The sequence below is a fragment of the Pseudomonas sp. ZT5P21 genome (genome assembly GCF_054897785.1).
This window is the reverse complement of sequence record NZ_CM142705.1, coordinates 5003097-5020705: the sequence shown is the minus strand read 5'-3', so window position 1 is coordinate 5020705 and position 17609 is coordinate 5003097. Positions and strand designations below refer to the sequence as shown.

Here is a 17609-nt window from a genome sequence, read left to right as displayed (position 1 = left end):
CGATTACTCTGAATCCTTTGTTGTCACGATAGGGGATATTTCAATTTCGTCGTCCGCGTACGGATCGGGATAGCCCAACTCTGCAAGCAACGTTCGTTCCAGTGCTTCCATTTCTTCGGCTTCATCGTCATCTATATGGTCGTAACCCAGCAGATGCAAGCAGCCGTGAATGACCAGATGTGCCCAGTGGGCCTTCAGTTCCTTGCCTTGTTCTGCGGCTTCGCGCTCGACCACCGCCACGCAGATCACCAGATCGCCCAGCAGCGGGATATCAAGAAACTCGTCCGGCACATCGGCGGGAAACGACAGCACGTTGGTGGCGTAATCCTTCTGCCGCCAGGTGTGGTTCAGCTCGCGCCCTTCGGCTTCGTCGACCAGGCGGATGGTCATCTCGGAGTCGGCGGTGCGCTGGCGCAGGGCCAGTTCGCACCATTGGCGGAACTCGGCTTCGCTGGGAGCGGATGCTTCGGTGGCCAGTTGCAGATCAAGCTCAAGCATCGCGGCGACTGTCCTTGTGCGTTTCGTCTGCTGCGCGATTCTCGAAGCGCTCATAGGCTTCGACGATTCGCTGCACCAGTGGGTGGCGCACAACGTCTTTAGGCATGAAATGGGTGAAGCTGATGCCCGGTACGTCCTTCAGCACTTCGATCACATGGTGCAACCCGGACTTGGTGCCTTTCGGCAGGTCGACCTGGGTGATATCACCGGTAATGACCGCCGTGGAACCGAAGCCGATCCGGGTCAGAAACATTTTCATCTGCTCAACGGTGGTGTTCTGGCTTTCGTCGAGAATGATGAAGCTGTTGTTCAGTGTTCGACCGCGCATATAGGCCAGTGGCGCCACCTCGATCACCTGACGCTCGATCAGCTTGGCGACGTATTCGAAGCCGAGCATTTCGTAGAGCGCGTCGTACAGCGGACGCAGGTACGGGTCGATCTTCTGCGACAGGTCGCCCGGCAGAAAGCCGAGTTTTTCGCCCGCTTCAACCGCCGGACGAACCAGCAGGATGCGCCGAATCTGCTCGCGCTCCAGCGCGTCTACCGCGCAGGCAACGGCCAGATAGGTCTTGCCGGTGCCGGCCGGGCCGATGCCGAAGTTGATGTCGTTACCGAGAATTTCCTTCACGTAGCGCAACTGATTCAAGCCGCGCGGGCGAATCATGCCTTTCTTGGTGCGAAGGGCCACGGAGGGTTCGGACGGGGAAACGTTGTCCAGCTCTTCGACGGCCGATTCCTGCAGGAACAGGTGAACCATGTCCGGCGACAGCTCGGTACCCTTGGTTTCCCGGTACAGACGGCGCAGGAGGTTTTCCGCGGAGGTGGTGTGTTTGGGGTCGCCGATCAGCTCGAACTGGTTTCCGCGGTTGCGGATCTCGATGGTCAGGCGTTGCTCGATCAAGCGCAGATGCTCGTCGAATTGCCCGCACAGATTGGCGAAGCGGCGAGCCTCAACAGGCTCGAGAATAAAACGATGTGGTTCTATGGGTGCGTTCAAGGTCGTATTTAGCCGCCCTGGGGCAATTAAGATGAAATCAAGGATAACGCCAGTGGCGCGGGTGCGAAAGCTCTTAAATAATCCAGCGCCAAACACCATCCCTGTGGGAGCGGGCATGCTCGCGAAGGCGGTGTGTCAGTCGACATTGATGTATCTGACACACCGCCTTCGCGAGCAAGCCTGCTCCCACAGGGGAGTACGGTGTTACGGGATCAGCGAACCCCGCAGGGAGTGCGGTTGCGCGGCATCGATGTGTACGTCAGCGAATTGGCCGATCAGGGTCGGATTGTCGCAGCGGAAGTTGACGATCCGGTTATTCTCGGTCCGGCCTTGCAGCTCGCCGGGGTCTTTTTTCGAATAATCGGTTACCAGAATCCGCTGAACGGAGCCCACCATTTGTCGGCTGATCTCGAATCCTTGCTGATTCAGGCGATGTTGTAGGGCGTTCAGCCGTTCTTTTTTCAGTTCTTCCGGTGTTTCGTCGGCCAGATCGGCCGCCGGCGTGCCAGGGCGCTGGCTGTAGACAAACGAATAGGAGAAGTCGAAACCGACGTCTTCAATCAGCTTCATCGTCTGTTCGAAGTCTTTTTCGGTCTCGCCGGGGAAACCGACGATGAAGTCCGAACTGATGCAGATCCCCGGCACGGCGGCGCGCAGCTTGCGCAGTTTGGATTTGTATTCCAACGCGGTGTGGTTGCGCTTCATTGCTGAAAGAATGCGGTCCGAACCGGATTGCACCGGCAAGTGAAGGTGTTTCACCAGTTCCGGCACTTCGGCGTGGGCCTGGATCAGGCTGTCGGAGAATTCGAGCGGATGGGACGTGGTGTAACGAATCCGGTCAATGCCATCGACTGCGGCGACTACACGAATCAGTTCGGCCAGATCCGCCAGGCGACCGTCATGGGTGGTCCCGCGATAGCCATTAACGTTCTGGCCCAGCAAGGTCACTTCACGCACGCCGTTTTCAGCGAGGTGGATGATTTCGGCAATCACGTCATCGAACGGTCGGCTGACTTCTTCGCCACGGGTGTAGGGCACCACGCAGAACGTGCAGTACTTGCTGCACCCTTCCATCACCGACACGTATGCGCTCGGGCCATCGATGCGCGGCTCTGGCAGATGGTCGAACTTTTCGATTTCCGGGAACGAGACGTCGACTTGCGGCAATTTGGTAGCGCGTGCGGCGTCGATCATTTCCGGTAGGCGGTGCAGGGTCTGCGGGCCGAACACCACGTCGACGTACGGGGCGCGATCGCGGATGGCGGCACCTTCCTGACTGGCTACGCAACCGCCGACGGCGATCACCATCTCCGGGTTCGCCAGTTTCAGTTCGCGCCAGCGGCCGAGCTGCGAATACACCCGGTCCTGGGCGCGTTCGCGGATCGAACAGGTGTTGAGCAGGATCACGTCGGCGTCTTCAGCACGAGCGGTGACTTCCAGGGCCTGATGTTCACCCAAAAGATCGACCATGCGCGAGCTGTCGTACTCGTTCATCTGGCAACCGTGGGTTTCGATGTAAAGCTTCTTGGCCATGGATACAGTCATCACGTGATTCAAAGAACCGCGCATTATAGGGAACATGTACCCAGGTTCCTACCGCTGCGCGTCCGGTGGCTATGCTATAGTTCGCGCCCTCATTTTTATCCCCCGATGTGTTGCTCGCCCACCATGACCAAACGTGAAGCTCCAATCTACAAGGTGATTTTCCTCAACCAGGGCCAGGTGTATGAAATGTACGCCAAGCAGATCTATCAAAGTGATCTGTGGGGCTTCCTGGAAGTGGAAGAATTCGTCTTTGGCGAGCGCACGCAAGTGGTCGTCGACCCGAGCGAAGAGAAGCTCAAGGCTCAGTTCGAAGGTGTCGTGCGCAGTTTTGTGCCGATGCATTCGATCGTGCGCATCGACGAAGTCGAGCGTCTTGGCACGCCGAAAATCAGCGAAGCCCGCGGCGCGGTCGGCAATGTCATGCCGTTTCCGATGCCGATGCCTGAGAAGTAGTCTTCAAGACCGGGGCAGTCAAAACAACTCAGAATTCAGGGCAGCGGCGAAAACGGCGTGCGCCCATCGGCGCTCTGCAATTCCATCAGGTACTTGCGGAAGATTTGCCCAAGCACCTGGGTCGCCACCTCGAGTTCTTCGCGCGGCATTTTCTCGGCGACTTCATCCGCCGTGTCCAGCGCCTCTTCAGCGCCATTGACCGCCGCCATTTTCAGCACGATATACGCCTGAACGTTATTGGCCGGTACGCCTTCGCCGTGGAAGAACATGGTGCCGAGTTTGAATTGCGCCTGGGCGTGGCCTTGCAGCGAGGCCTTTTCGAAGTAGGCCAGGGCCAATTTGAGGTCGCGCGGGTTGTTTTTGCCGTCGTAGTAAAACTCACCCAACTCATATTGCGCTTGCGCATCCCCGTCATCCGACGCTTTCTCGCAGGCGGCGAGCGCCTGTGCCAGGTCTTGCGGCTGGGTATTGAGGGTGCAACGACCCATCGCTGGGATTAACAACGAGTTGCCGCCTGCTTGTGCGAGCGCGAGCAGGGGCTGAAGGAGCAACAGGCAGCCCAGTGCAAGGGCGCGGCCGGTGCGGTTCATGGGAATCGACTTACCTCTGGAGGGCGCGCGGACCCATCGAGGGATCCAATAAGCGCGCATTATGAAATAAGCAGGGCCAACCTTACAAAGTCTTTACTCGTTTTTCTGCTGCGCGGGGAATATATCGCCCGGTTTGCGCGAGATTATCGGCAGATGAGTAGGAAAAGATCCGGGGCTGTAGGTGAAAGCTGACGCTGGCAATCGCCAACGTCAGCGGCGCAGCATTACTTCAGTGCGGCAAATGCGCGTTCGGCGGCATCCAGTGTCAGTTTCAACTCGGCTTCGCCGTGGGCGATCGAGGTGAAGCCGGCTTCGAATGCGCTCGGCGCCAGGTACACGCCGCCTTCGAGCATCAGGTGGAAGAAGCGGCCGAACAGCTTCGCGTCGCTGGCCATCACATCATCAAACGTGACGATGTCGTCGGCGCCGCTGAAGTACAGGCCGAACATGCCGCCGGCCTGCGTGGTCACGAACGGAATGCCGGCGGCATCGGCGCGCTGTTGCAGGCCATCGAGCAGGCGGCTGGTGTAGTCGCTCAGTTCGTCGTGGAAGCCCGGGCGGCTGATCAGGCGCAAGGTCGTGAGGCCGGCCGCCATCGCCAGCGGGTTACCCGACAAGGTCCCCGCCTGATAAACCGGGCCCAGTGGCGCGATGTGCGACATGATTTCGCGTTTGCCGCCGAAGCAGCCAACCGGCATGCCGCCACCGATGATCTTGCCGAACGTGGTCAGGTCTGGCGTGACGCCGTAATGCGCTTGAGCACCGCCGAGGGCGACGCGGAAACCGGTCATCACTTCGTCGAAAATCAGTACCACGCCGTGCTTGTCGCACAAGGTCCGCAGGCCTTCGAGGAAACCCGGCGCCGGCGGTACGCAGTTCATGTTGCCGGCCACCGGCTCGACGATGATGCAGGCCACGTCCTGGCCGACTTCAGCGAGCATGGTTTCCACGGCCTCGATGTCGTTGAACGGCAGGGTCAGGGTGTGCTTGGCGAAGGACGCCGGCACACCGGCCGAGCTCGGCACGCCTTGGGTCAATGCGCCGGAGCCGGCTTTGACCAGCAAGCTGTCGGAGTGACCGTGGTAGCAGCCTTCGAACTTGATGATGCTGTCGCGGCCGGTGAAACCACGGGCCAGGCGAATCGCGCTCATGGTCGCCTCGGTGCCGGAGCTGACCATGCGCACCATTTCCATCGACGGCACGATCGAGCAGACCAGGTCGGCCATCTCGGTTTCCATCGCGGTCGGAGCGCCATACGACAAACCGTGTACCAGCTGTTTACGCACCGCGTCCAGCACGTCCGGATGGCTGTGGCCGAGGATCATTGGGCCCCAGGAACCGACGTAATCCACATAACGCTTGTCGTCTTCGTCGGTGACGTAGGCACCTTCCGCGTGCTTGAAGAACAACGGCGTGCCACCTACGCTTTTGAACGCGCGAACAGGCGAGTTCACCCCACCGGGGATGTGTTTCTGGGCATTGGCAAACAGCGTTTCGGAACGAGACATGATCGGGCTCTCAAATCAGATTTTCAGTAATGCGTTGAATGCGCGGGCGCGGCGGGTGACTTCAGCCGTGCTGTCGGCGCCAAACAGGCCGTGGACCACCGCCAGCAGATCGACCCCGTGTGCCACCAGCGGCGCGGCGTTGTCCAGGGTGATGCCGCCGATCGCGCAGATCGGCAGGTGCAGTTTGCTACGGGCCTGGTCGAGCAGTCCGAGACTGCAGGTTGGTGCGCCGGGTTTGGTGTTGGAGTTGAAGAAGCGGCCGAAGGCAACATAACTGGCGCCTTCTTTGGCCGCTTGTTCAGCGAGTTCAAGTTGCGCGTGACAGGTCGAACCGATGAGCGTCTGGCTACCGAGCAGCGCACGGGCCGGGGTCAGCGGGCCATCGGTCTGGCCCAGATGCACGCCGACGTTCAGGCGCGCGGCCAGTTCGGCATCGTCATTGATGATCAGGTGGGTCTTGTAGCGATCGCACAGATCGCGCAGGGCTTCGGCCTCGCGCAGGCGGCGGGCCTCGTCGCTGCTTTTGTCGCGGTATTGCAGCAGGGTGACGCCGCCTTCCAGCGCCGCCTCCACGTACGATAGAAATTTACCGGCCAGTAACTGGCTGTCGGTAATGGCGTAAAGGCCACGTAGTTTCATCGGACAAGCCTCATGGCGTTACGAACAGAAATCCAGCGGCAGTCGGCGCGGCACAAACTGACCTTTGCCCAACTGCTCCGCATCGCGCAGTGTGCGCCACGTGTAGTTAAGCGCGGTCTGCACGGCGCTGACGAGGTTTTCACCCAGCGCCAGACGACCGGCGAGGGCACTGGCCAGCGTGCAACCGGAACCGTGGTAACTGCCGGGCAAGCGCTGGCAGGTATAGGTTTCGCGCAGACCGTCGCGGCTGTACAGGCGATTGTGGATTTCGTGTTCATCGCCGTGACCGCCCGTGATCAGCAGGTGTTTGACGAATGGCAGGAGTTTTGCGGCGCACTCGTCCGCGGTGCCTTCGGGCAGTTCGGCGAGGATGCGGGCTTCGGGAAGGTTAGGGGTGGCGATGATGGCCAAGGGCAGCAGGCGTTCGCGCATGGCGTAGCCGACTTCATCCTTGCCCAGTCGTCCGCCACCGCCGGCGCGCAGCACCGGGTCGCAGACCATCGGCAAATGCGGGTGCGCCTGAAGCAGTTCGACGACGGTGTCGACCATTTCCAGGGAACCGAGCATGCCCAGTTTGACGGCAGCGACTTGCGAATCGTTGAGCACGGCATTGGCCTGGGCCAACACCCACTCACGGTCGAGGACGCGGAAGTCAGTGACATTGACCGTGTCTTGCACGGTCAGGGCAGTCACGGCCGGGGCCGCATGACAACCCTGGGCAAGCAAGGCTTCGATATCTGCCTGCAAGCCGGCGCCGCCACTTGGGTCGTGGCCGGAGAGACAGAGGACAACAGGGCGAGAGCTGTAGATATTCATGGTGCGCGAGCTTACCACCAAACATCGATTTTCGGGTGCAGTGCCCGCCAGGTCTGCCGATAGAGAGTGAAGGGCGAGATTGCAACCCCCCCCCGGGGTTGTCACAATCTGACCGGGCGAACAGCTCTAACGCACGTGCTTCGCTGAAGCGCCCGTACTAGAGCCTTTGCAGGAAATATTTCAATGGTGTTCAATGGCCATCAACGGCTATGCTAGAGTGGATCCAAACAACAGGTAATACCGGTTTTACGTCTACTCAAAGGGAAATGAGGGGCTTCCTGAGATAACCGGACAGGCCACGCTGGGGCTTAAATGCGCTATTTGCTGATGTTGCTGTTTTGCTTGCCCCTCATGGCAAGCGCAGTCGAATTCAATGAATTCACTCAAAGCCTGCCCCTGGGTCGAAGCCTGCAAGTGTTCGAAGATGTCGATGGTCAGGCGACCATTGATGATATCCGTGCGCAAGCTGCTGCCGGAAACTTCAAACCCCACGATAAGGCCACCCTCAACGCCGGTTATTCGCGTTCGGTGTTCTGGCTGAAAATCGACCTGCATTACCGCCCGACCAATCCCGCTGTGCGACGGACCTGGCTGCTCGAGCTGGCCTATCCGCCCCTCGATCATCTTGATCTGTATTTGCCCGATACTGCCGGGACCTATCAATTGGTCCGCCAGACCGGTGATGCCTTGCCGTTCGACAGTCGCGAGATTCGCCAGAACAACTACCTGTTCAATCTGAATTTCACGCCGGATCAAACGCAAACCCTGTACCTGCGCCTGCAAAGCGAAGGGTCTGTCCAGGCACCGGTCACGTTGTGGTCGAGCACTGCTTTTCTCGAAGAACAACCGGTCCGGCTCTACGTGCTGGGCGTGATTTACGGTGTGTTGCTGGGGATGCTGGTCTACAACCTGTTCATCTACCTCAGCGTGCGCGACACCAGTTACCTCTATTACATCTTCTACATTGCCTCGTTCGGTCTGTATCAACTGTCGGTGAACGGCGCGGCCGTGCAGTATTTCTGGCCGAATGATCCTTGGTGGGCCAACGCCGCGACGCCGTTCTTCATTGGGTGTGCAGGGCTGTTCGGCAGTCAGTTCGCCCGCAGCTTCCTGCAGACGGCTACCCACAGTCGCTGGCTCGATCGCTTGCTGCTGGTGCTGGTTGCGTTCGGGGCGGTGGTGGTCGGCCTGTCGTTGATGACCAGTTACGCCCTGGCCCTGCGTCTGGCGACGGCTCTGGCGCTGATATTCACGGTAGTGATTTTCGCTGCGGGGATTTTCGTCTGGTGGCGCGGCCTGCGGGTGGCGCGTTATTTCATCATCGCCTGGTCGGCGTTTCTGCTTGGCGGCGTCGTCAACACGCTGATGGTGTTGGGTTACCTGCCGAACGTGTTCCTGACCATGTATTCCAGCCAGATCGGCTCGGCCATCGAAGTGGCGCTGTTGTCCCTGGCCCTGGCGGACCGCATCAACGCCATGCGTGAGCAACAGGCGCAGACTTTGTTCGATGCCGGCCAAAAGCTCGAAATACTCAACCAGCAACTGGCGCACAGTAACAAGCTCAAGGACGAGTTCCTCGCCACGCTGACCCACGAATTGCGCACCCCCATGAACGGCGTGATCGGTTCGCTGGAGTTGATGCAAACCATCGAGATGGACCCTGAGCTGGAGCAATACCAGCAAACGGCTGCCGGTTCGGCGCGAGACATGATGCGCATGGTCAACGGCATCCTCACCCTGACCGAATTGCAGGCCGGCAAACTCAAGGCTAATGCGTCCACCTTCAGTTTGCGCAGCGTGGTCGATGCCTTGCGTGTGCAGTTCGAAGGCAATGCAGCAGGCAAGTTACTGGACTTCAAGGTTGACGTCACGCCAGGCCTGCCGGACCGTTTGCACGGCGACAACATCAAGTTGGCGCAATGCCTGGAATGCCTGCTGGACAACGCGATCAAGTTCACTCGAGTGGGTGGAGTGGCGCTGAGAGTCACGGGTAAACCCGCGGAACCGGGGCGGCTGGCACTGTCCTTTGCGGTGATCGACACCGGCATCGGCTTCACCGATTTGGGCGAAGCGACGCTGTACCAACGCTTCTTCCAGCTCGACGGCTCGATGACCCGTGAATATGGCGGTCTGGGCGTCGGCCTGGCGATCTGTCGGCAACTGGTCGACTTGCTCGGTGGGAAGCTGACTCACCGCTCCGAGCCCGGTCGTGGGAGTCGTTTCCAGCTTGACGTCGAGTTTGAGTTGGCCGTGGTAGAGCGAGAGACTCGGGAATTCCCGCGTCTGCGCCTGCCGCAGGACTGCACCGTGCTGCTGGTGGATGAAAACAGCATCAATCAGTTGGTGATGCGCGGCATGTTGCTCAAGCTCGGGTTCCGGGTGCGAACGGCCGACAATGGTGTGACCGCGCTGGATCTCTTGCAGCGTGAAACCTTCGACGCCGTGCTGCTCGATGGTCAGTTGCCGTCGTTGGATGGCGTCTCACTGTGTTGCCAGATTCGTGCCTTGCCGGGCTGCGCGCAATTGCCGGTGTTCAAGGTTGCCCTGAGCGCTGATCGGGAGCGTTGCCTGACCGGGGCGTTGATCGACTACCTGAGCAAACCGGTGAGGTTCGAAGACTTGCAGGCTGCGCTGTATCGTCGGGTGCTCTGTCCAGAACAAGGCGAAAGCGCCGACAGTTAGGCGGATATGCCACTTTGTTCAGCCTCGGGGCAGTGATTAACTGAATTCCTTGGCTGACCAAAGGAGCCCCGTCATGAACCTGCATCAGTTCGCCGAAACCCACGAAGTCACCAACCAGCCACCGTCGCTGGACGGCACCAACCTGTATCGCATTGACTTGCCTTTACAGGAGTGGTCGCGGCGTTTCGGGGCCGGTTGGGCCGAATCGCGGATCGACGCTTACGGCGCACTGGCCGGCGGGCCATTGATGGAAGCGGGGTTTCTGGCCAATCAGAACAAGCCGGTGTTCAGCAGTCACGACCGTTATGGTCACCGCATCGATCTGGTGGAATTTCACCCGGCCTATCACGAACTGATGCGCACGGCGGTTGAGCACGGTCTGACCTCGTTGCCTTGGGCGCATCCACAGGACGGCGCTCATGTCGCCCGCGCCTCCATGACGTATCTGCACAGTCAGGCCGAAGCCGGCAGCGGTTGCCCACTGACCATGACCTTCGCCAGCGTCCCGGCGATGCGCCTGCAACCGGACCTGGCCGAGCAGTGGCTGCCGAAGATTCTTGCCACTGAATACGACCCGCGCAATTTCGGCATGGCGCACAAGGCCGGCGTCACCATCGGCATGGCCATGACCGAGAAACAGGGCGGCACCGACGTGCGGGCCAACACCACAAAAGCCTATCCGGTGGGTGCCAGCGGTCCGGGCCAGGCCTACGAACTGGTGGGCCACAAATGGTTCTGTTCGGCGCCGATGTGCGATGCCTTTCTCACCCTGGCGCATACCGACAAGGGTTTGACCTGTTTCCTGCTGCCGCGCCATCGCCCGGACGACACGCGCAATCAGTTCTACATCCAGCGCCTGAAAAACAAGCTCGGCAATTGCTCCAACGCTTCCAGCGAAGTCGAGTTCCGTGGTGCGCTGGCGTGGATGGTCGGCGAAGAAGGGCGTGGTGTACCGACCATCATTGAAATGGTCGCCATGACCCGTTTCGACTGCATGGTCGGTTCCAGTGCGTTGATGCGCCAGGCATTGACTCAGGCCAGCCATCACTGCGCCCATCGCAGCGTCGGCGGCAAGCTGCTCAGCGAACAACCGTTGATGCAGAACGTCCTCGCCGATCTGGCGCTGGAAAGTGAAGCCGCCCTGGCGTTGAGCCTGCGCATGGGCAAGGCGCTGGATCATCTAAATGATGAACACGAAGCGAAATTCGCGCGCCTCGTGACCGCAGTGGGCAAATACTGGATCTGCAAACGTGCGCCGGCAATGATTAATGAAGCCGCAGAGTGCATGGGCGGCGCGGGTTATGTCGAAGACAGCATCCTGCCCCGTTTGTATCGTGAGGCGCCGGTCAATTCGACATGGGAAGGTTCCGGCAACGTGCAATGCCTGGACGTGTTGCGGGCGTTGTCGAAAGAGCCGGGTGTGCTGGATGTGCTGTTCAGTGAGCTGGGTGACGGTCATGGCGATAAACGACTGGCCGCGCACATCAGTCAATTGCACACAGCGTTCAAGGACACCAGCGACATTCAGTATCGTGCCCGCCAGCTCACCGAAGACATCGCGCTGGGGCTGCAGGCCAAGCTATTGCTGGAGGCCGGCAATTCGGCGGTTAGCGACGCGTTTATCGCCAGTCGCCTGGGCTGCGGCGGTCGCGTGTATGGCGCGTTGCCACGGGGATTGGATGTGGAAGCGATTGTCGCCCGCTCGACCCCGCTTCTGTAAACACCACCGATCCCCCTGTGGGAGCGGGCTTGCTCGCGATAGCGGCATGACAGTCAGCATATTTGGCGAATGTTAGTCAGTCATCGCGAGCAAGCTCGCTCCCCCAGGGGCTCAGTGGTGATCAAGACGCTTATGTATCAACACGCCACTGTTCCCGTCCGACGACGATGCAGGCAAGATGAAGACCTGCAAGTCAGAACACAGGATGCTGATCGTGACCGAAGCTTTTATTGTCGTTCAAACCGCCGAGCAAGCCGTGGACCGGCTTGCGCTCTTGCACAATCGTGCAACCACCGCGCTGAATCAGGCGCTCAAGCGTTACCTCAAGGATCGTATTGAACCGGACGCTGAACAGCGTGCGATGTTTCGTTATCCTGAATTGCGTCTGACCTACCACTGCCAGGGTGAAGTCCCACAAACCACGCGCGCCTACGCCAAGGTGCAGTTGCCGGGGACCTACAGTGTCACCGTCACCCATCCGGCGGCGTTCCGTAAATACTTGCTGGAACAACTCGTGCCGTTGATGCACGACTTCACCGTGACCGTGGAAGTCGGCATCAGCCAGCAGAACATTCCGTATCCGTACGTGGTCGAGCAGGGCGATGAGCTGGCCGGCTCCGGCGTGACCGCTGCGGTGCTGGCGCGGGTGTTCCCGAGTACCGACCTGTCCGCCGCCACCGATGGCATCGCTGATGGTTTGTATGATTGGGAAAACACAGATCCGCTGCCCCTGGCCCTGTTCGATGCCGCTCGGGTGGATTTTTCCCTGCGCCGTCTGGTTCATTACACCGGCAGCGACTGGCGCCATGTGCAGCCGTGGATCCTGCTGACCAACTACCACCGCTACGTCGACCAGTTCATCGTCCATGGCCTTGAGCAGTTGCGCAACGATCCGCGTTTCGTGCGCATGGTTCTGCCGGGCAACGTGATCATCGAAAAGAGCATGGATCACGGCGAAGCCTCGGCGATTGCGGCCGGTGTGGTCTGGCACCGCTATCAAATGCCGGCCTATCACCTGATCGCCAGCGACGGTCATGGCGTGACCCTGGTGAACATCGGCGTCGGGCCGTCCAACGCCAAGAACATCACTGACCATTTGGCGGTGTTGCGTCCGCATTGCTGGCTGATGATCGGTCACTGCGGCGGCCTGCGTCAGTCGCAGACCATCGGCGATTACGTGCTGGCTCACGCCTACATGCGTCGCGACGGGATTCTCGACCGGGTCGTGCCGCCGAACATTCCGATTCCGGCCCTGGCCGAAGTGCAAATGGCGTTGCAGCAAGCGGCGGCCAACATCACCGGCGAGAAGGGCGACGAGCTGAAAAAACGCCTGCGCACCGGCACCGTGCTGACCTACGACGACCGTAACTGGGAATTGCGTTGGGCCCAGGAACGGCCGCTGATCAACCTGTCCCGCGCCGTGGCGGTGGACATGGAAAGCGGCACCATCGCAGCGCAAGGTTATCGCTTGCGGGTGCCATACGGCACGTTGCTCTGTGTCTCGGACAAACCACTGCACAGTGAAATCAAGCTGCCGGGTTCGGCAAACGCCTTCTATGAGCGCGCGGTCAGCCAGCACTTGAAGATCGGTATCGAGGCGGTGGATTTGTTGCGCACCGAACTCAACTCGCTGCACTCGCGCAAACTGCGCAGCTTCGACGAGCCGCCGTTCCGCTGATTGTGGTCATGGTCATTTGACGGTCAGGGCACTAGGATTAGCAGCCCTGACTGTTAGATGTTCATTTCGCCATGCCCCGTCCACCTCGTCCCGTTTCCCGCCGTCCTGGTGCGAAACCTGCGCCAATCTCTTCAGCCCCGCGCCGTGTTGCCAAAGCGCCACCGGCCGAGCCGAAACTGATCCTGTTCAACAAACCCTTCGATGTGCTGACGCAATTCAGCGATGGCGAAGGGCGGTCGACGCTCAAGGACTACATCGAGATTCCCGGTATTTACCCAGCGGGGCGTCTGGACCGCGATAGCGAAGGCTTGCTGTTGCTGACCAACGACGGCCAGCTTCAGGCACGGATTGCCGATCCCAAACACAAACTGGCCAAGACCTATTGGGTGCAAGTGGAGGGCGAACCGAGCGCTGAACAGTTGCAGCGTTTGCGCGACGGTGTCGAACTGAACGACGGCATGACCTTGCCCGCTGAAGCGCGGCAGCTTGAAGAGCCTCAATTATGGCCACGCAATCCGCCGGTACGTTTTCGCAAAAGCGTGCCGACCCGTTGGCTGGAGCTGGTGATTCGCGAGGGGCGTAACCGTCAGGTCCGGCGCATGACCGCGGCGGTCGGCTTGCCGACGTTGCGGTTGGTGCGGGTCAGGATCGGTGACTGGTCGATCGAAGGGCTCGATCAGGGTCAGTGGAAGGAAGTGCCGGCGCGGTTATAAAGTGCCGGTCTCGATCATGCCGATAACCACGCTTTTGACCACGAATGCTGCTACACCTAGCCCCAGCACGAAGAACAGAATGAACGAGCCGAAGCGCCCGGCCTTGGATTTTTTCGCCAGGTCCCAGACGATGAAACCCATGAAAATGATCAGAATGCTGACCAGTCCGGTCATCATCCACTCTTCGAATACTGCAGGATCCATCGGACATCTCCAGCGCGGGCGGGGCTAAAAGGCGCTGGAGTATACGGCATGGGGAATCGGCGGGGCATGGGCCTGCGGCGGTGTGTCGCAGCTATTCGTCGCCCCGCCCTAAACTGTAGGAGCGAGCTTGCTCGCGATGGAATTAAGGCGGCGCGTTTAATCAGGACGCACGCGTTATTGTTAACGTCCATCGCGAGCAAGCTCGCTCCTACAGGTAAGCATGTCAGCTGCGCAGATGAGTCAGCGGCAGTTCGGTGCTGTTAAGCACCTGATTCAACACAAAGCTCGACCGCACACTCGTCACCCCATCAATTCGCGTCAGATGCCCCAGCAGCAATTTCTGATAGTGATCCATGTCCGGCACCACCACCTTGAGCTGGTAGTCCGCATCCATCCCCGTCACCAGACTGCATTCCAGCACTTGCGGCAACGTGCGAATCGCCGCTTCGAAGTTCTCGAACCGCTCCGGCGTATGCCGGTCCATGCCGATCAACACATAGGCGGTCAGGCTCAAACCGAGCATTTTGCGATCCAGCAGCGCCACCTGGCGGGTGATGTAGCCGTCGTCCTCCAGTTGCTTGACCCGGCGCGAGCACGGTGAAGGCGACAGGCCGATGCGTTCGGCCAGCTCCTGGTTGGAGATGCGCGCGTCACGCTGCAATTCCGCCAAAATGCTCAGGTCGTATCGGTCCAGTTTGCTCATCAGTCAGGCCTTTGTCATCTCAATTGCGGCAGATTATCTATCCAGGGTTAAAAATTGCGCAAGCCATGTTTGTTTGAGCAATCTTCGCAATCTTCTGCCGACGCCTGCGGCCTATTCTTATCACCAGAATCACTGCTCGGACAAACAGTCCCCAGCGGCTCGCCCAATCAGGCCAGCCGCGGTCGCCACCCCCACAGGGGATGTGCCGGCCCCCGAGCTGCACACTGTCCAGAAGACGGCGTGAGGTGAGCCGGCGTCAAAAGCGTCGAGCACGGACGAAGTTCTCAAAGGGAGGCCGACGGGTCTCCCTTTTCTTTTGCCCGCCATTTGTAAACCAGCCCTCAATAAATAAGTTGCGCGACTGATAACCTGTTGCAGAACCGGCCTGTGCTTTCCCAGTCTTACGCACAAGCCCTAACCCGCAGTGAGGAAAAGCATGAAGTCGCGCATCTGGCGTTTGGCCGGTGTTGGTTTGCTGTGTATCAGTGTCACTGCGCAATCGCTGGCCGATGAGCCGCAGAACCGTGGCCCGGACGACGGGCAACGCGGGGACGGCCGTCAGGGCAACAATCAGGGCCATGGCGGCAACAATCAACCGCGCCCCCAGAATAACGACATCATTCGTGGCGACAACAGTCGCCAGTTCGAGCCCAACGCCCAGCCGCGCGATGGCGGTCAGTCGCAATACAATCAGCCTCGCGACTTCAACAATCCCGTTCGGCCGCCACCGCCGCCACCACAATTGCCGGCCAACGACCTGCCGATCCAGGGGCGGCCCGATACCGTGCGCCAGACCCAACAGCCACAGCGTGGTTACTACCAGGATGTGCCCCGGCGCAATGACAACAATCAGCACTGGCAGAACAACGGCCCGCGTCCTGACGACCATCACTGGGCCGGTCGTCCCGACGGCCGCGGCAACGGCTGGGGCCCCGGCCCGCAGTATCGTCCGGGTCATGTAATCGATCGCTTCCCGGATCGTGACGACCGCGTGCCGTATCGGGGCCAGGATTATTTCTACTCCGGCGGCTACTGGTACCGGCCGCTAGGCCCGCGTTATGTGGTGGTGCAGCCGCCGCGCGGGATTCGCGTCGGCTACCTGCCGGATTACGCCCGAGAAGTGTGGGTCGGGGGCGCGCTGTTGTTCCTCGCGGCCGGTTCGTACTACGCCTACCAGGAAAGTACTCAGGATTACGTGGTGGTCGAGCCGCCTGTGCAACCGCAGCCGCAACCGGTCAGCAACGGTTATGACGTGGTGGCGTATCCGGCCAACGGCCAGTCGCCTCAGCAGGTCAATCAGGACGGGTACGAGTGCTATCAACACGCGGTGCAGCAAAGTGGTTTCGATCCGCGCACGGCCACCTATCAACCGGCCCCGTCGGTGGTACAAGCCTACCGCCAGGCCCAAGGCAACTGCCTGAGCAGTCGCGGTTATCAGGTGAGCTTCTGATTCGCCCGGGCGGCTTTCACCACTTCCCGCGGGTCAGCGTGCACCAGCACTTCGGCTCGTGGGTAAGCGGCGTGAATGGCATCCGCCGCCTGATCACTGATGCCGTGGGCGACTGACAGGGTCAGTTCGCCCGGCAGTTCCAAATGCAGTTGCACGAACCACTGGTTGCCGGAAACCCGCGTGCGCAGGTCATGCGCGCCCAGCACGCCCGGTACGCTGCAAGCCAGTTCGAGCATGTGCTGACTGACATCCGGCGGCAGCTCTTCATCCATCAACACCGTAAAACTTTCCCGGGCGATTTGAATGGCGCTCCAGAGAATGTACGCGGCGATCCCCAGTCCGAACCACGGATCCACCTGATGCCAACCAAAGCTGGCCAGCACCAGCGCAACCAGAATGCTGCCATTGAGCAGCATGTCCGAACGGTAATGCAGGGAATCGGCGCGCACCGCGCTGGAACCGGTGGCCTTGACCACTCGATGTTGCAACATCAGCAGGGCCAACGTGAGCACCAGAGAAAAAACGATGACCCCGATGCTGAGCCACGGCGCACCCACCGGCTCCGGATGTTTGAGCCGATCAAACGCCTGCAAGGCAATCAGCACGGCACTGGCGCCAATGAACAACGCCTGAGCCATGCCCGCCAGCGACTCGGCCTTGCCATGACCGTAACGGTGATCTTCGTCGGCAGGGCGCAAGGCGTAATGCACCGCCAGCAAGTTGAGCAGCGACGTGACGCCGTCGAGGGTGGAATCGGTCAGCCCGGCGAGCATACTCACCGAACCGCTCAACCACCAGGCGATGGCTTTGGCCACGATCAATGTGCACGCCACCGCCACCGAGGCACGGGTCGCCAGCCGCAGCAGTCGGGCGTGTTCGGAGCTGGAAATCATAAGTGCGGTGATTCCTTAATGTGCACGGATTACGCGGCTGGTTGCAGGCCGAGCATCGCCAGTTGCTGAGTGCTGCCCTTGTGTTGAATCAGGCGTGGGTCGTCCAGCGGGAAGCTGCGGCCCAGTTCGGTTTCCAGAATAGTCTGCAACTTGTGGGTATCGACCTTGCCGTCGGCGCCGATGGCTTCCTTGAGTTTTTCCGGCGCCACCTGCGCGGTTTCGCCGGGCGCGTAGTAGATCGCGCCGGTGGCGAAGTCCACGGCAAACGCGATCAGGCCGGGGATGATGTAGAACAGCAGGCCCACGGCATCCAGTGCAGCGATGGCCGGGTCGATCTTGCCGTCAATCTGCCCTCGGCGGTCGGGGTAGAAAATCGATCCGCAGGCGGTAACTTGGGTGAGCAGGGTCGCGACCAGCACGCCGCCAATCAAGCGAAAGGGAACACGCATATGAAATCTCCTGAATTCAAAACGAAAGGGCGTCTCTATGAGTTAGGACCTTGATAAACGCCGAGCAGTTC

General features: G+C 60.2%; 17 protein-coding genes. 6 read left to right on the top strand and 11 right to left on the bottom strand.

Annotated elements, in window-relative coordinates; genetic code table 11:
* Positions 1-3: 3 nt before the first annotated feature.
* The 3 genes from ybeY to miaB all read right to left on the bottom strand — a co-directional run bounded on the left by ybeY (position 4) and on the right by miaB (position 3028).
* Positions 4-498 carry an rRNA maturation RNase YbeY gene (gene ybeY, locus ACYZT9_RS23360; RefSeq protein WP_462007614.1) on the bottom strand — a complete coding sequence of 165 codons (495 nt, stop codon included), beginning with the start codon at positions 496-498 and terminating at the stop codon, positions 4-6.
* Positions 491-1495: a PhoH family protein gene (locus tag ACYZT9_RS23355; RefSeq protein ID WP_462007613.1), complete on the bottom strand. Its 1005-nt coding sequence runs from the start codon at positions 1493-1495 to the stop codon at positions 491-493. Before ACYZT9_RS23355 ends, ybeY begins: the two co-directional genes overlap by 8 nt.
* 204 nt (positions 1496-1699) lie before the next feature.
* Positions 1700-3028 carry a tRNA (N6-isopentenyl adenosine(37)-C2)-methylthiotransferase MiaB gene (miaB, locus tag ACYZT9_RS23350; protein ID WP_462007612.1) on the bottom strand — a complete coding sequence of 443 codons (1329 nt, stop codon included), beginning with the start codon at positions 3026-3028 and terminating at the stop codon, positions 1700-1702.
* Positions 3029-3163: 135 nt separating this feature from the next.
* Here miaB and ACYZT9_RS23345 point away from each other — a divergent pair, with 135 nt between their 5' ends.
* Complete coding sequence (locus ACYZT9_RS23345) at positions 3164-3493, top strand: DUF1820 family protein (RefSeq protein ID WP_007894425.1); 330 nt, start codon at positions 3164-3166, stop codon at positions 3491-3493.
* A gap of 35 nt (positions 3494-3528) precedes the next feature.
* On the opposite strand, the gene ACYZT9_RS23340 is transcribed toward ACYZT9_RS23345, so the two are convergent.
* The 4 genes from ACYZT9_RS23340 to ACYZT9_RS23325 all read right to left on the bottom strand — a co-directional run bounded on the left by ACYZT9_RS23340 (position 3529) and on the right by ACYZT9_RS23325 (position 7046).
* Entirely contained in the window at positions 3529-4083 is a 555-nt protein-coding gene (locus ACYZT9_RS23340) for a tetratricopeptide repeat protein (protein ID WP_462007611.1), read from the bottom strand.
* Positions 4084-4307: 224 nt separating this feature from the next.
* Entirely contained in the window at positions 4308-5591 is a 1284-nt protein-coding gene (hemL, locus tag ACYZT9_RS23335) for a glutamate-1-semialdehyde 2,1-aminomutase (RefSeq protein ID WP_462007610.1), read from the bottom strand.
* A 15-nt stretch (positions 5592-5606) separates the two neighbouring features.
* On the bottom strand, positions 5607-6230 hold the full coding sequence (gene thiE / locus ACYZT9_RS23330; protein ID WP_462007609.1) for a thiamine phosphate synthase: 624 nt from the start codon (positions 6228-6230) through the stop codon (positions 5607-5609).
* 18 nt (positions 6231-6248) lie between these two features.
* The gene (locus ACYZT9_RS23325) at positions 6249-7046 is read right to left on the bottom strand and encodes a hydroxymethylpyrimidine/phosphomethylpyrimidine kinase (RefSeq protein ID WP_462007608.1); all 798 of its coding nucleotides are present in this window, start codon (positions 7044-7046) and stop codon (positions 6249-6251) included.
* Positions 7047-7358: 312 nt separating this feature from the next.
* Here ACYZT9_RS23325 and ACYZT9_RS23320 point away from each other — a divergent pair, with 312 nt between their 5' ends.
* From ACYZT9_RS23320 to ACYZT9_RS23305, 4 genes are all read left to right on the top strand, one after another.
* Complete coding sequence (locus ACYZT9_RS23320) at positions 7359-9728, top strand: 7TM diverse intracellular signaling domain-containing protein (RefSeq protein WP_462007607.1); 2370 nt, start codon at positions 7359-7361, stop codon at positions 9726-9728.
* A gap of 73 nt (positions 9729-9801) precedes the next feature.
* Positions 9802-11448 carry an acyl-CoA dehydrogenase family protein gene (locus ACYZT9_RS23315; RefSeq protein WP_462007606.1) on the top strand — a complete coding sequence of 549 codons (1647 nt, stop codon included), beginning with the start codon at positions 9802-9804 and terminating at the stop codon, positions 11446-11448.
* 178 nt (positions 11449-11626) lie between these two features.
* Entirely contained in the window at positions 11627-13126 is a 1500-nt protein-coding gene (amn, locus tag ACYZT9_RS23310) for an AMP nucleosidase (RefSeq protein WP_462007605.1), read from the top strand.
* A 71-nt stretch (positions 13127-13197) separates the two neighbouring features.
* Positions 13198-13839 (top strand): pseudouridine synthase, encoded by a 642-nt coding sequence (locus ACYZT9_RS23305; RefSeq protein ID WP_462007604.1) that lies wholly within the window; start codon positions 13198-13200, stop codon positions 13837-13839.
* On the opposite strand, the gene ACYZT9_RS23300 is transcribed toward ACYZT9_RS23305, so the two are convergent.
* Both ACYZT9_RS23300 and ACYZT9_RS23295 read right to left on the bottom strand, forming a co-directional pair.
* Complete coding sequence (locus ACYZT9_RS23300; RefSeq protein WP_462007603.1) at positions 13834-14043, bottom strand: DUF2788 domain-containing protein; 210 nt, start codon at positions 14041-14043, stop codon at positions 13834-13836. The two genes, ACYZT9_RS23305 and ACYZT9_RS23300, sit on opposite strands and share 6 nt — an antisense overlap.
* A gap of 223 nt (positions 14044-14266) precedes the next feature.
* A complete protein-coding gene (locus ACYZT9_RS23295) occupies positions 14267-14746 on the bottom strand; it encodes an Lrp/AsnC family transcriptional regulator (RefSeq protein ID WP_045062103.1) in 480 nt (159 codons plus the stop codon).
* Positions 14747-15182: 436 nt separating this feature from the next.
* Here ACYZT9_RS23295 and ACYZT9_RS23290 point away from each other — a divergent pair, with 436 nt between their 5' ends.
* Entirely contained in the window at positions 15183-16196 is a 1014-nt protein-coding gene (locus ACYZT9_RS23290; protein WP_462007602.1) for a DUF6515 family protein, read from the top strand.
* Here ACYZT9_RS23290 and ACYZT9_RS23285 read toward each other — a convergent pair.
* The gene (locus tag ACYZT9_RS23285; RefSeq protein ID WP_462007601.1) at positions 16181-17089 is read right to left on the bottom strand and encodes a cation diffusion facilitator family transporter; all 909 of its coding nucleotides are present in this window, start codon (positions 17087-17089) and stop codon (positions 16181-16183) included. The genes ACYZT9_RS23290 and ACYZT9_RS23285 overlap by 16 nt on opposite strands.
* A 29-nt stretch (positions 17090-17118) precedes the next feature.
* Positions 17119-17538, bottom strand: a complete 420-nt coding sequence (locus tag ACYZT9_RS23280; protein WP_462007600.1) for a polyribonucleotide nucleotidyltransferase — start codon at positions 17536-17538, stop codon at positions 17119-17121.
* Positions 17539-17609 lie beyond the last annotated feature (71 nt).

What these genes read in the sequence shown, in the direction of transcription:
- ybeY (WP_462007614.1), bottom strand. Translation starts at nt 498, where the DNA reads ATGCTTGAGCTTGATCTGCAACTGGCCACCGAAGCATCCGCTCCCAGC.
- miaB (WP_462007612.1), bottom strand. Translation starts at nt 3,028, where the DNA reads ATGGCCAAGAAGCTTTACATCGAAACCCACGGTTGCCAGATGAACGAG.
- ACYZT9_RS23345 (WP_007894425.1), top strand. Translation starts at nt 3,164, where the DNA reads ATGACCAAACGTGAAGCTCCAATCTACAAGGTGATTTTCCTCAACCAG.
- ACYZT9_RS23340 (WP_462007611.1), bottom strand. Translation starts at nt 4,083, where the DNA reads ATGAACCGCACCGGCCGCGCCCTTGCACTGGGCTGCCTGTTGCTCCTT.
- hemL (WP_462007610.1), bottom strand. Translation starts at nt 5,591, where the DNA reads ATGTCTCGTTCCGAAACGCTGTTTGCCAATGCCCAGAAACACATCCCC.
- thiE (WP_462007609.1), bottom strand. Translation starts at nt 6,230, where the DNA reads ATGAAACTACGTGGCCTTTACGCCATTACCGACAGCCAGTTACTGGCC.
- ACYZT9_RS23325 (WP_462007608.1), bottom strand. Translation starts at nt 7,046, where the DNA reads ATGAATATCTACAGCTCTCGCCCTGTTGTCCTCTGTCTCTCCGGCCAC.
- ACYZT9_RS23320 (WP_462007607.1), top strand. Translation starts at nt 7,359, where the DNA reads ATGCGCTATTTGCTGATGTTGCTGTTTTGCTTGCCCCTCATGGCAAGC.
- ACYZT9_RS23315 (WP_462007606.1), top strand. Translation starts at nt 9,802, where the DNA reads ATGAACCTGCATCAGTTCGCCGAAACCCACGAAGTCACCAACCAGCCA.
- amn (WP_462007605.1), top strand. Translation starts at nt 11,627, where the DNA reads ATGAAGACCTGCAAGTCAGAACACAGGATGCTGATCGTGACCGAAGCT.
- ACYZT9_RS23305 (WP_462007604.1), top strand. Translation starts at nt 13,198, where the DNA reads ATGCCCCGTCCACCTCGTCCCGTTTCCCGCCGTCCTGGTGCGAAACCT.
- ACYZT9_RS23300 (WP_462007603.1), bottom strand. Translation starts at nt 14,043, where the DNA reads ATGGATCCTGCAGTATTCGAAGAGTGGATGATGACCGGACTGGTCAGC.
- ACYZT9_RS23295 (WP_045062103.1), bottom strand. Translation starts at nt 14,746, where the DNA reads ATGAGCAAACTGGACCGATACGACCTGAGCATTTTGGCGGAATTGCAG.
- ACYZT9_RS23290 (WP_462007602.1), top strand. Translation starts at nt 15,183, where the DNA reads ATGAAGTCGCGCATCTGGCGTTTGGCCGGTGTTGGTTTGCTGTGTATC.
- ACYZT9_RS23285 (WP_462007601.1), bottom strand. Translation starts at nt 17,089, where the DNA reads ATGATTTCCAGCTCCGAACACGCCCGACTGCTGCGGCTGGCGACCCGT.
- ACYZT9_RS23280 (WP_462007600.1), bottom strand. Translation starts at nt 17,538, where the DNA reads ATGCGTGTTCCCTTTCGCTTGATTGGCGGCGTGCTGGTCGCGACCCTG.